The following is an 11932-nucleotide window of genomic DNA, read 5'->3' as shown; positions in this document are numbered from 1 at the left end:
TCCGTTATACGTGGCGATAATCACGGTAAACATCGCGCTACTCGCATATTTTCCCCGCGTTAACTCCGCGTTATCCCCGGAAGTCTCGGGGAAATGTAAATCATGGCTATCAGCGGGCGAAATCATGGCAAACCTCCGGCGGCGGACCCGGACCCCACCGGCGCCGAAGGTTACGAATGTTAATGACCGATCTGTGACCGGAAGCACTCCAGGCCGCACACCCCGAGGGTGTACGGCCTGGAGAACATCCACTCACGACCGTCGGCGAGCCCGCGAGGACCCGCCGACGAACCGCGAAACGATCAGCCTGCGTGCTTCTGCACCAGGTCACCCACGCGCGGCAGGGCCTCGATGACGTGCTTCTTGGCCGAACCGCGCATCGACGAGTACACCTTCTTCAGCGCGGGCCGGGTGGACGCCTCGGCGCGGGCATCGGTGACGGCCAGCAGGGCCTCGGCGACCTCGTCGGACTTCGCGACGAGCAGATCCGCGAAGGTACCGGCGCCGGAGGTGGTGAACTCGGCCCAGTACGGCTGGAGCTGATCGAGCAGTTTGGGCGCCAGCGAGGCCAGACCGTCGGGAACGATGGTCGGGCTGATCTTCTTGACCGCCGCGTAGCCACCCTTCACGGCCAGGCCGGACGCACCACCCTTGTCCGAGACCTCGGCGTCGAGCACCTCGACGGCGTCAGCAAGGAAAGCCGGACGCTTGGCGTCGTCGAGCAGGTATTCAGACAGTGCTGCAACCACTTTCAGGTTCCTCCGGATCGGTTCGATGTACGAGCAGGCGCAACTATACGCATCGGGGATCGCACTGACGCGCTGACTGCTCGACCTGCAGTGTTACCAGCATGTACCGGCCACCGCGCCGATAGGGCAATAATCGTGGTCGTGACTTTCGATCCGAAGCTGTGGCAGACCGTTCCGGGGTTCGAGGACCTGACCGACATCACCTATCACCGCCATATCGAGCAGGGCACGGTGCGTGTGGCCTTCGACCGGCCGGAGGTACGCAACGCGTTCCGCCCGCACACCGTCGACGAGCTGTACCGCGCGCTCGACCACGCCCGGATGAGCCCGGACGTCGGCGCGGTGCTGCTCACCGGCAACGGCCCGAGCCCCAAGGACGGCGGCTGGGCGTTCTGCTCGGGCGGCGACCAGCGCATCCGCGGCCGCAACGGCTACCAGTACGCCGAGGGCGAGACCGCCGACACCGTCGACGCCGCGCGCGCGGGTCGGCTGCACATCCTCGAGGTGCAGCGCCTGATCCGGTTCATGCCCAAGGTGGTGATCGCGCTGGTCAACGGGTGGGCCGCCGGTGGCGGGCACAGCCTGCACGTGGTCTGCGATCTGACGCTGGCCTCGCGCGAGCACGCCAAGTTCAAGCAGACCGACGCCGACGTCGGCTCCTTCGACGGCGGGTACGGCAGCGCGTACCTGGCCAAGATGGTCGGCCAGAAGTTCGCGCGCGAGATCTTCTTCCTCGGCAGGCCCTACACGGCCGAGGAGATGCACCAGATGGGCGCGGTGAACAAGGTCGTCGATCACGACGAGCTCGAGAACGTCGCGCTCGAGTGGGCCGCCGACATCAACGGCAAATCGCCGCAGGCACAGCGCATGCTGAAGTACGCGTTCAACCTGCTCGACGATGGTCTGGTCGGACAGCAGTTGTTCGCGGGCGAGGCGACCCGCCTGGCGTACATGACCGACGAGGCGGTCGAGGGACGCGACGCGTTCCTCGAGAAGCGCAAGCCCGACTGGGCGCCCTACCCCTGGTACTTCTGAGCCCCGGTCCCTCGAGAACGGACACCCGATGGACATTCTCAGCAGCCGAATCATCCTGCGGCCCACCGACTACGCCCGCACGCTGGCCTTCTACCGCGACGGCCTCGGTCTGGCGATCGCGCGGGAGTACCCCGGCGGCACGGTGCTGTTCGCCGGGCAGTCGCTGCTCGAGGTCGCCGCGCACGGCGGCAGCGGGCACGCGGGCAGCTTCGACGGCGCCATCTGGTTGCAGGTGCGCGACCTCGACGCCGCGGCGACGGAGTTGGCGGACAACGGAATCGAGCTCGAACGCGCCCCGGTACTCGAACCGTGGGGGCTGCGCGAGATGTGGGTGCGCGATCCCGACGGAGTCGCGATCGTGCTGGTGCAGATTCCCGCCGAACATCCGATTCGGCGGGATCCGCGCTGGTCAGCTGAGTGAGCGGGCTCGGCGCGCGGTCGAGCCGACTTGCCGAAGCCGGTTCGGCCACGCACGATAACAGCGAGCCCGCGCCCGACCGTCGATGTCCGGACCGCAGTCGCAGTCGTGCCCGTCTACTGAATCGCAGTGGTGATGTCTGGCTTTTCCGACCCGTTTCCCGGCAAACCGACCCGTTGGCCGGGTCTTGTCGGTCGCATGACACGATCGAACTCGTGAGGGCGCGCAACGTGCAGTATCCGGAGGTGTCGGGGTGAGTAAAACCCTGCGGACGTTGCAGATGCCAACCGGTTCGGGGGTCAGCGAAGTACTTCCCCACCTGCGCCAAGCGCTCGACGGCGGCGGCCCGGCCTGGTTGCCGATCCCGACCACCGACCGGCGCGAGGCACGCAGGCTCTCCGACGCGCTCAAGCCCGGCGAGCCGATCGATGACGACGTCGCGCTCGTGGTGACGACCTCGGGCACGACCGGCATCCCCAAGGGCGCGCTGCTCAGCGCCGACGCGCTGCGCACCAGCGGCACCGCCACCCACGATCGACTCGGCGGACCGGGCAGTTGGCTGCTGGCGCTGCCCACCCACCACATCGCCGGCATCCAGGTGTTGTTGCGCAGCATTCTGGCCGGGACCGAGCCGACCGTGCTCGATGTCTCGGGCGGGTTCCTGCCCGAGGCGCTGGCCGGGGCGGTGGCCGCGATGCGCGGGCCGCGCCGCTACACCGCGCTGGTGCCGACGCAGCTGATCAAGTCGCTGGACTCGCCGGTGGCGTCGAAGGCGCTGGCCGAACTCGACGGCGTGCTCGTCGGCGGCGCGGCCACCCCCGCCCCGGTGCTCGACCGGGCACGCGAAGCCGGCATCACCGTGGTGCGGACCTACGGGATGAGCGAGACCTGCGGCGGGTGCGTGTACGAGGGCGTGCCGCTCGAGGGCACCGAGGTACGCATCGAGGACGGGCGCGTGATCCTCGGCGGGGCGATGATCGCGCGCGGGTACCGCAACCTGCCCGATCACCCGGCCTTCGCCGAACCCGGCTGGTTCCGCACCGAGGACGCGGGCACCTTCGAGGACGGGGTCCTCACCATCTCCGGGCGCCTCGACGAAGCCATCATGACCGGTGGGTTACTGGTGATTCCGCAGGTGGTGGAGGCGGTGCTGGCCCATCACCCCGGAATCCGCGAATGCATTGTGCTCGGCCTGCCCGATGAGCGGCTGGGACAGCGGGTCGCCGTCGCGGTGGTGCCGACGCCGGGTGCGACGGCGCCTACGCTCGACGAACTTCGCGCGCACGTGGTGGCGGAACTCGACTCGATCGCGGCGCCGCGTGAGTTGGCGGTGCTTTCGGAGATACCGCTGCGTGGACCGGGTAAACCGGACCGGACGGCTGTTCGGAAGCTACTGCTGGCTGAGTAGTCGGCGGCTGGTGCTGTGTTTTTGGCGGCTGGCGCCGCGGTTCTCGGCGCTTAACTCCGCCTCTTCCCTCCCTCCGGGTACTCCTTCGTCGCACCCTCCGGTCAGTCCAGAGGCGGAGGCGCGCCGAGAACACCCAGGGGTGCCTGGCCCAGGTTTTTGAACTGGGTTATTGGCGGCTGGCGCTGTGTTTTTGGCGGCTGGCGCCGAGAACACGCAGGTGGGGGCGATCGCGCGCAGGGTCGGGGTCTCAGTGCAAGTGGTGGCGACAGGGGTGTGCAAGGGCGGTGCAAGGTGGGGTGGGCACCGTTGTTCCCATGACTTTCACACCCACTTCACCCCTTGCCGTCGAGGCGGACGGGCTGGTCAAGGTGTTCGGCAAGCAGCGGGCGGTCGACGGCGTGAGCCTGGCTGTGCCGCGTGGGGCGGTGTACGGCGTGCTCGGTCCCAACGGGGCGGGTAAGACCACCACCATCAAGATGCTGGCGACCCTGCTCCGGCCCGACAGCGGCAGTGCCAGGATCTTCGGTCGCGACGTGGTGGCCGAGCCGAACGCGGTGCGCTCCCTGATCGGGGTCACCGGCCAGTACGCCTCGGTCGACGAGGAACTCTCCGCGACCGAGAACCTGCTCATCTTCGGCCGTCTGCTCGGTTTGAGCCGCGCCGACGCCCGCCGCAGGGCCACCGAACTGCTCGACGAATTCGACCTCGCCGAGGCCGCCGCCAAACCGTTGAAGAACTTCTCCGGCGGCATGCGCCGACGCCTCGACCTGGCCGCCAGCCTCATCGCCACCCCGCCGCTGCTGTTCCTCGACGAACCCACCACCGGCCTGGACCCGCGCACCCGCGCCCAGATGTGGGACACCATCCGCCGACTCGTCCGCGAGGGCGCCACGGTGGTGCTCACCACCCAGTACCTCGACGAGGCCGACCAGCTGGCCGACCGGATCGCGGTGATCGATCACGGCCGGGTGATCGCCGACGGGACCGCCGACGAACTCAAGTCCTCCATCGGCGGATCCTCGGTGCACCTGACCATCGACCCCGCCCAGCTCGAAGAAGCCCGGCGCATCGTCGGCGACTTCCTCGGCGTGAGCACCCAGGTCAGCCCCGAAGCGGGCAGGCTCACCGCGGCACTGCCCGACCCGAACCTCACCGCCGACCTGCTGATCCGGTTGCGCGACTGGGAGATCGGGGTCGAGGAGATCACCGTGAGCAAACCGACCCTGGACGAGGTCTTCCTCACCATCACCGGCCACCCGGCCGACGAATCCGACGACACCGAACGGAGCGCGGCATGACCGCAGTACTCACCGCTCCCACCCCCACCGACGACCTCGCCGCGGTCTCCGACCGGATCAGCCTGCGCGACACCGTCTCCACCTCGCTCACCATGGCCTATCGCGGCCTGCTCAAGATCAAACACAATCCCGAACAGCTCTTCGACGTGACCGTGCAGCCGATCCTGTTCACGGCGCTGTTCACCTACATCTTCGGCGGCGCCATCTCCGGCAGCGTCGAGGACTACCTGCCCGTGCTGATCCCCGGCATCCTCGTGCAGACCGTCGTGCTGACCTCGGTGGTCACCGGCACCCAGCTGCGCGAGGACATGGACAAGGGCGTGTTCGACCGGTTCAAATCGCTGCCCATCGCCCGGGTTTCGGCCCTGGCCGGAGCACTGCTGGCCGATATGGTGCGCTACGCCATCGCCTCGACCCTGACCGTGCTGGTCGGGCTGATCCTGGGATACCGGCCCGCCGGCGGCGTGGTCGGGGTGGTCGCGGCCTGCCTGGTGGTCGTGGTGTGCTCGTTCGCGGTCAGCTGGATCTGGGCGCTGGTCGGCGTCACCGGCAAGAGCGCCGCGTCGGTGCAGGGCATCTCGATGATGGTGATGTTCCCGCTGACGTTCATGTCCGGCGCGTTCGCCCCGGTGAGCACCATGCCGGGGTGGATGCAGGGGCTCAACCACGTCAACCCGGTGTACTACATGGTCAACGCCAGCCGGGAACTGATGAACGCCAACAGTTACGGCACCGACCTGGTGTGGTCGCTGGTCGGTTCGCTGGTGGTGATCGCGATCTTCGCCCCGCTGGCAGTGCGGGCGTATATGCGTCGCGCGTGAATCTCGCTGCTCGACAATGGCACCCGATCTCGGGTGCCATTCGTCGTGTCAGGGCTTGTCGGCGATGAGTTCGATGATGCGCCGCGCGGCGGTGATCCGGCGCAGGCCCGCCGCCCGGCGCAGGGCCTCGTCCATCGCGGCATCGCCCACCGTGGCTCGGTGCAGCGCGAGGTGACAGGCCACTTCCATCGACGGGCCGTCCTGGCGAGCACTGGATTTGGTTGCCAGCGTGAGCAGTTCGAGACCACGATCCGGGTCGGTGCCGGTGCCGAGCAGGTAGGAACCCAACGCGCACCCGACCGCGCCGATCTGGGGCAGATCGAAGAACTGGGCCAGTCGTCGATCGGCGGACGCGAACAGCCGATCCGCCAGGTCGACGGCGTCGGACGCGCGCCCGTGCAGGGCATGGGCATCCACCGCGGCCGCCGCGATCATCAGCGCGCCCGGACCGGGCGTCGGTTCGAAACCGGGCCAGCCGAGCAGTTCGAGAGCGCGGCGGTAGTGACCGAGACCCGCGTCGAGCTCACCGCCGGCGAGTTCGAGTTCGGCGATGGCGGTGGCGGCGTTCGCGAGCCGATGATTGCGCCGCACGGCCGGATCGTCGACCGGACCGACCCCCGCATCGTCGGGGCGCAACGCGAAATCGAGTTCGGCGCGCGCCTGCTCGAGCTGCCCGCTGCCCACCAGCACCGAGGCCAGATAGCAGCGGATCTCCATGATCTCGTCGTGCACGCGCAGCCGGTCCAACGGCGCGAGCGCGCGCCGGTAGTACGTCACCGCCTCGCCGTAGCGGGCGGACTGGCCGCACAGTTGGGCCAGGTGCTGGCACACCATCGCGGTGCCCCACACCTGCGTCGGGTCGAGGTGGTCGAGCGCGCGCAACGCGTCGCGGGTCGAACCGGCGATATTGCCGCCGTTCTCCCAGAAGTTGGCGCGCGCGAACAACGCGGCGAGCCGGACGAACCGGTGCGGTGAGCGCGTCCCCCGCGCGAACAACCGACCCAACCGCCACCCGCTGGGCCGCACCGTGATCAATTCGCCGAGGAAGGCCAGGGCCGGATCGAGGCCGGGATAGGTGCGCAGCCGCCGCGCTCGCGTGCGCACGATCGCCACCGCGCGAGCGCCGCCCTCGTCGACGAACTGCATGTGCAAGAACGTCATCAGGTGCGCGATCATCTGCAGATCGGCGTCCTCGGCCGAGGACGGTTCGTCCGGTTCGAGCGCGACCAGCCGCAGCGCCCAGCCGAGGAACTCCCGGTGCGCGCCGCGCATCATCCACACCATGCTGACCACCGGGAACACCGCGTACGCGGTCGCCGCGTCGCCGCGATCGGCCGCGTGGCGCAGCACCGCGCTCAGATTGTCGAGTTCGGCGGTCACCGCGAGCACGGCCGCGACCTGGTCGCCCGTGCGGAACTCGCGCGCCGCGGCGGCGGTGAATCCGCAGGCCCAGGCCGCCATTCGGTCGCGGACCAGCGCGGATTCGGCGCCGTCGGTGCGCGCGTCGACCTCGGCGAGCTGTTCGGCGCCGAACTCGCGCACCGTTTCGAGCATGCGGTAGCGCACGCCCGCGCCGTCCGGGTCGTCCAGGACGGTCAGCAGCGACTGGCTGACCAGCCCGTCGACGGCGGTGGCCACCTCGGGGCCCGCGGCGACGATCTCGGCCGCGGCCAGGGTGAACCCGGCCGGGAAGCGACTGAGCCTGCGCAGGGTGACCTGCTGCTCGGGATCGAGCAGGTTCCAACTCCACGCGATCACGGCGTGCAGGGTGCGATGGCGGTGCGGGGCGGACCGGTCGCCGCTGCGCAACAGGGCGAAGCGGTGTTCGAGCCTGGTCTCGATCTCGGCCACACTCATGGTGCGCACCCGGGCGGCGGCGAGTTCGATCGCCAGCGGGAGGCCGTCGAGGGTGCGGCACAGGCGCGCCACGAGCTCGGGATCGAGGCGCACGTCGGGGCGCACGGCGCGGGCGCGGGCCGAGAACAGGTCCGTCGCGGGTGAGCCCGCCGCGTCGATCGCCAACGGGTCGAGGGGATAGACGGATTCGGCCGTGATCGACAGGGGTGAGCGGCTGGTGGTGAGCACGGTCAGGTGCGCGCAACCGCCGACCAGATCGGCGACCAGGTCCGCCACCGCGTCGATCACGTGCTCGCAGTTGTCCAGGATCAAGACCATCGGCCGGGCCGCCAGCGCCTCCCGCAACCGCCGACCCGAGTCGATGTGTCGGCCCGGCCGCAGCCCACCAGGCTCGCGCGCCTCACCCAGCCCGAGCACCTGTCCGATCGCGGCCTCCACCGCCGCGCGCGCGTCGGCGCCCCCTTCCGTCTCGGCCTGCACCGACGCCAGTTCGACGAGCGCCACCGGCACCGAACTCGCCAGCCGCTCCCCCACCGCGTTGGCGACCCTGGTCTTGCCGGTCCCGCCCGGACCGAGGATCGTGGTGACGCGGGAACGGTTCGTCAGACCGGCGATGGCCGCGAGATCGGCTCCGCGACCGAGCAATTCGTTGGGTGCGGCACGCAGGCCGACAGCCGAGCGCGGGCCGGACCCACCCGGGTCACCCGACTCGCGCGCACCGCTGCCGACCGACGCGACCGGATCGCGCCCCTGCCGTGTGCCGGGGTCGGACAACACGGCCGGATCGCGCACCTGCCGTGTGTCAGCGTCGGACAACGCGGCCGGATCGCGCACCTGCCCTGTGCCGGGGCCGGACAACGCGTCTGCCCCACCCGGCTGCGGGGCACCGACCGACTGCCGTGCGACCGTGATCGGCTCGCCGCGCAAGATGGCGGTGTTGAGGGCCAGCAGGGCCGGACCGGGATCGGCGCCGAGTTCTTCGATCAGGCGTAGGCGGTAGGCGGCGAAGACCTCGAGAGCTTCCGATGATCGATCGGCGAGGGCGAGCAGGCGGATCAGGGTGGTGTGGGCGGATTCGTCCAGTGGATCGGCGGCGGCGGTGGCGCGGGCCAGCGGGAGGGCGGTGGTGAAGTCGCCGAGGGCGGTGTGAGCGGCGAGTTCGAGGTGATCGAGCCGGTGACGCACGGTCTCGGCGGCGGTGCGCAGATCCTCGGCAGGGGTGGAATCGGGTAGGTCGGCGCCCGGCTCGCCACGCCACAGTGCGCGGGCCCTGGCGATCTCGGTGAGGCTGTCGGCCGGATGATCGGCCAACCGCTGGTCGGCGCGACGGGCGAGGTCGGCGGCCAGGGTGAGGTCGATGCTGTCGGCGGGCAGGGTCAACCGATACCCGGCGGGGCCGATCTCGAGCGCACCGTCGGGCAGCAGCGCGCGCAGGCGCGAGACCTGCGTGTGCAGGGCGTTCATCGGCGCGCGCGGCGGCTGCCGACCCCACACCTCCTCGATCAGCGCCTGCGCACCGCGCGCCCGGCCGGGACGCACCGCGAGCGCGGCCAGCAGCAGGCGGGCGCGGGCACCGGGCAGCGCGATCAGGTCCTGGTCGCGGCGGATCGCGATCACGCCGAGGACACCCACGACAACGCGGGAAACAGCCTCGGCGGGCGACCCGACGGGGCCGCGGAGTTGTGCAGACATGGGCGGAACTCATCGTAGGCGAGAACACCGACCGAACACGGTGCGCGCCCGTCGGCGACACAGCCCGCGACGGTGTCGCGACATCGACCCCACCGCCACTTAAGCTCACGCGCATGGGCAATTTCGCGGTGTCGCGGCGCACCCTCATCGCCGCCGAACCCACCCGGATCCACGCGCTGATCGACAACTTCCGCCAGTGGCGACTGTGGTCACCCTGGGAAGACGCCGACCCCCAACTCGCCCGCACCTACACCGGCCCCGAATCCGGCGTCGGCGCCCGCTACGCCTGGCGCGGCAACCGCAAAGCCGGGGCGGGTGTGATGGAGATCAAAGCCGACGCCGACCGCGAGATCGGAGTGGAGCTCACCTTCGAAAAGCCGTTCAAGGCCACCAATTTCGTCACCTTCACCCTCGCCGACGCCGCCGGTGGCACCGAGGTGAGCTGGCAGATGACCGGCACCCGCACCGGCCTGATGGGCGTGCTGGGCAGCGTCTTTCCCATCGACAACCTCATCGGCAAGGACTTCGACAAGGGCCTGGCCCGACTCAAGACCATCGCCGAATCCGCTCCGGCCTGACCGAATTCGGGCCGACCGCACCGAGGCGGGCAGCGCGCGAGGCCGAGATCGGATTAGGCTTCGAATCATGGCTACAGCAGCGGAATGGATCGAGGGCGCCCGACCACGGACGCTGCCCAACGCGATCGCGCCGGTACTCGCGGGCACCGGCGCCGCCGCCTCGCTCGACGGGGCCGTCTGGTGGAAAGCGCTGCTGGCCCTGCTGGTTTCGCTGGCCCTGATCATCGGCGTCAACTACGCCAACGACTACTCCGACGGCATCCGCGGCACCGACGACGTGCGGGTCGGTCCACTGCGCCTGGTCGGGTCGAAACTGGCCTCGGCGCAATCGGTGCGCACCGCGGCCGTGCTGAGTCTGGCGCTCGGCGCGGTCGCCGGGCTGGTGCTCGCCGCGACCACGGCCTGGTGGCTGGTGCTGCTCGGCGCGCTGTGCCTGGCCGGTGCCTGGTTCTACACCGGCGGCAGCAAACCCTACGGCTACAGCGGTTTCGGCGAGATCGCGGTGTTCGTGTTCTTCGGGTTGATCGCGGTGCTGGGCACCCAGTACGTGCAGGCGCTGCGGGTCGACTGGGTCGGGCTGCTGCTCGCGATCGGGGTGGGCGCGTTCTCCAGCGCGGTGCTGGTCGCCAACAACCTGCGTGACATCCCCACCGACACCGAATCGGGAAAGGTCACCCTCGCGGTGAAACTCGGCGACGCGCGCACCCGCACCCTGCACCTGATCCTGCTCGCGACACCGTTCGTGATCAGCCTCGCGCTCGTGGCCCGCACACCGTGGGCCCTGGTCGGCCTGCTCGCGCTGCCGCTGGCGATCCGCGCCAACGCGCCCGTGCGCACCGGGAAGGGCGGGCTGGAACTGATTCCCGCCCTTCGCGATTCCGGGCTGGCGCTGCTGGCCTGGTCGGCACTGAGCGCGCTGGCGGTCGGGCTCGGTTAGTCGTCGCCGTCGGGCACCAGGATGCCGAGCACCCAGTTGACCAGAGTGATGATCACACCGCCCCACAGCGCCGCCCAGAAACCGTCGACGCGAAGACCGTAATCGGTGATCTCGGTGATCTTGGCGGTGAGCCACAGCATGAAGGCGTTCACCACCAGCAGGAACAGCCCGAGAGTCAGGATCACGAAGGGCAGCGACAGCAGTTTCACGATGGGCTTGATCACCGCGTTGACCACCGTGAACACGGCGGCGACGATGACCAGGACCAGCGCCTTGCCCCAATTGCCCCATTCGGCTTGCCAATCCGGCGGCACGATGACGTCGATCTTGTCGATCCACGCCGCCGCGGCCCAGATGGCAATGGCGTTGATGACCAACCGTATTGCTAGTTGCATACACGCAATGCTAGGCCCGAAAACGGACATCGCGGCGGGTCCGACACAGACACGGGAAGAATTCAGGCGGCGCGGTCCAGGCTCGCGTAGATGTCGGCGCGCAACCCGGTCGATGCCTCGGTGCCGACCGTTCGACACACGGGGTCAGCCCAATCGATAAGTGAGCTTGGCGAACTGCCCCATTCGTTCCACCTCGACCAGCGTCATCCGGTCGGACAGGATCCGTCGCGGCAGCAGCGGTGCGCCACCACCCAGCGTCACCGGCGTGATCCCGACGATCACCTCGTCGAGCAGGCCCGCATCGGCGAAACTTCCCGCCAGCTCACCACCACCGATGAGCCAGATGTCACGGTCCCCCGCGGCCGCGACCATCTGCTCGTGCACCGGCTCCACCACCCCCTGCACGAACCGCACGTTCGCGTCCGCGATCACGGGCAGTTCGCGATGGGTGAACACCCAGCAGGGCCGATCACCGTAGTTCTCGCGCCAATACTCCGGCGGATTGTTGGCCGCCATCCACTCGTAGGTGGTCGCGCCCAGGCACAGGGCGCCGATCTCGCGCAGGAACTCGCCGATGTCATCGGTCGCCTCGTCGGCCTCTGACACGGCCAGCAGCCAGTCCAAGGAATTGTTCGGGTCGGCGAGATAGCCGTCGAGGCTGGCCGCGGTGTAGTAGCGAGTCGTCATGGACATCGATCCTCACACCAGAACCTGACATCTCCTGTCAGGGTTGCGCGACGGGTT

At 69.4% G+C, this 11932-nt stretch carries 11 protein-coding genes; 7 read left to right on the top strand and 4 right to left on the bottom strand.

The window, feature by feature from the left end; translation table 11 throughout:
- Positions 1-302 precede the first annotated feature (302 nt).
- Entirely contained in the window at positions 303-749 is a 447-nt protein-coding gene (locus ACFP3H_RS21800) for a DUF6918 family protein (protein WP_378608804.1), read from the bottom strand.
- 141 nt (positions 750-890) lie between these two features.
- Here ACFP3H_RS21800 and ACFP3H_RS21795 point away from each other — a divergent pair, with 141 nt between their 5' ends.
- The 5 genes from ACFP3H_RS21795 to ACFP3H_RS21775 all read left to right on the top strand — a co-directional run bounded on the left by ACFP3H_RS21795 (position 891) and on the right by ACFP3H_RS21775 (position 5729).
- Entirely contained in the window at positions 891-1784 is an 894-nt protein-coding gene (locus ACFP3H_RS21795; protein ID WP_378608803.1) for a 1,4-dihydroxy-2-naphthoyl-CoA synthase, read from the top strand.
- Positions 1785-1812: 28 nt separating this feature from the next.
- On the top strand, positions 1813-2205 hold the full coding sequence (locus ACFP3H_RS21790) for a VOC family protein (protein ID WP_378608801.1): 393 nt from the start codon (positions 1813-1815) through the stop codon (positions 2203-2205).
- Between the two features lie 277 nt (positions 2206-2482).
- Positions 2483-3610, top strand: coding sequence for an o-succinylbenzoate--CoA ligase (gene menE, locus ACFP3H_RS21785; protein ID WP_378608871.1), 1128 nt, complete (start codon positions 2483-2485; stop codon positions 3608-3610).
- A 314-nt stretch (positions 3611-3924) separates the two neighbouring features.
- Positions 3925-4908: an ATP-binding cassette domain-containing protein gene (locus ACFP3H_RS21780; RefSeq protein WP_378608799.1), complete on the top strand. Its 984-nt coding sequence runs from the start codon at positions 3925-3927 to the stop codon at positions 4906-4908.
- A complete protein-coding gene (locus ACFP3H_RS21775) occupies positions 4905-5729 on the top strand; it encodes an ABC transporter permease (protein ID WP_378608798.1) in 825 nt (274 codons plus the stop codon). Before ACFP3H_RS21780 ends, ACFP3H_RS21775 begins: the two co-directional genes overlap by 4 nt.
- A 48-nt stretch (positions 5730-5777) precedes the next feature.
- Here the strand turns inward: ACFP3H_RS21775 and ACFP3H_RS21770 are convergent, their stop codons facing one another.
- Complete coding sequence (locus ACFP3H_RS21770; protein WP_378608796.1) at positions 5778-9278, bottom strand: AfsR/SARP family transcriptional regulator; 3501 nt, start codon at positions 9276-9278, stop codon at positions 5778-5780.
- A 113-nt stretch (positions 9279-9391) separates the two neighbouring features.
- Here ACFP3H_RS21770 and ACFP3H_RS21765 point away from each other — a divergent pair, with 113 nt between their 5' ends.
- Positions 9392-9856 (top strand): SRPBCC family protein, encoded by a 465-nt coding sequence (locus ACFP3H_RS21765; protein ID WP_378608794.1) that lies wholly within the window; start codon positions 9392-9394, stop codon positions 9854-9856.
- A 67-nt stretch (positions 9857-9923) separates the two neighbouring features.
- Positions 9924-10793 (top strand): 1,4-dihydroxy-2-naphthoate polyprenyltransferase, encoded by an 870-nt coding sequence (locus ACFP3H_RS21760; RefSeq protein WP_378608793.1) that lies wholly within the window; start codon positions 9924-9926, stop codon positions 10791-10793.
- Here ACFP3H_RS21760 and ACFP3H_RS21755 read toward each other — a convergent pair.
- A complete protein-coding gene (locus ACFP3H_RS21755; protein ID WP_378608791.1) occupies positions 10790-11188 on the bottom strand; it encodes a phage holin family protein in 399 nt (132 codons plus the stop codon). The genes ACFP3H_RS21760 and ACFP3H_RS21755 overlap by 4 nt on opposite strands.
- A gap of 144 nt (positions 11189-11332) precedes the next feature.
- Positions 11333-11875 carry a dihydrofolate reductase family protein gene (locus ACFP3H_RS21750; RefSeq protein WP_378608790.1) on the bottom strand — a complete coding sequence of 181 codons (543 nt, stop codon included), beginning with the start codon at positions 11873-11875 and terminating at the stop codon, positions 11333-11335.
- Positions 11876-11932: the final 57 nt, after the last annotated feature.

This window comes from Nocardia lasii (assembly GCF_042658545.1).
GTDB lineage: Bacteria > Actinomycetota > Actinomycetes > Mycobacteriales > Mycobacteriaceae > Nocardia > Nocardia lasii.
This window is presented reverse-complemented; position numbering and strand designations above follow the sequence as displayed.

Excerpts from the sequence above, each read along its gene's own strand:
- ACFP3H_RS21790 (WP_378608801.1), top strand. The coding sequence starts at position 1,813 with ATGGACATTCTCAGCAGCCGAATCATCCTGCGGCCCACCGACTACGCC.
- menE (WP_378608871.1), top strand. The coding sequence starts at position 2,483 with ATGCCAACCGGTTCGGGGGTCAGCGAAGTACTTCCCCACCTGCGCCAA.
- ACFP3H_RS21780 (WP_378608799.1), top strand. The coding sequence starts at position 3,925 with ATGACTTTCACACCCACTTCACCCCTTGCCGTCGAGGCGGACGGGCTG.
- ACFP3H_RS21775 (WP_378608798.1), top strand. The coding sequence starts at position 4,905 with ATGACCGCAGTACTCACCGCTCCCACCCCCACCGACGACCTCGCCGCG.
- ACFP3H_RS21770 (WP_378608796.1), bottom strand. The coding sequence starts at position 9,278 with ATGTCTGCACAACTCCGCGGCCCCGTCGGGTCGCCCGCCGAGGCTGTT.
- ACFP3H_RS21765 (WP_378608794.1), top strand. The coding sequence starts at position 9,392 with ATGGGCAATTTCGCGGTGTCGCGGCGCACCCTCATCGCCGCCGAACCC.
- ACFP3H_RS21760 (WP_378608793.1), top strand. The coding sequence starts at position 9,924 with ATGGCTACAGCAGCGGAATGGATCGAGGGCGCCCGACCACGGACGCTG.
- ACFP3H_RS21755 (WP_378608791.1), bottom strand. The coding sequence starts at position 11,188 with ATGCAACTAGCAATACGGTTGGTCATCAACGCCATTGCCATCTGGGCC.
- ACFP3H_RS21750 (WP_378608790.1), bottom strand. The coding sequence starts at position 11,875 with ATGACGACTCGCTACTACACCGCGGCCAGCCTCGACGGCTATCTCGCC.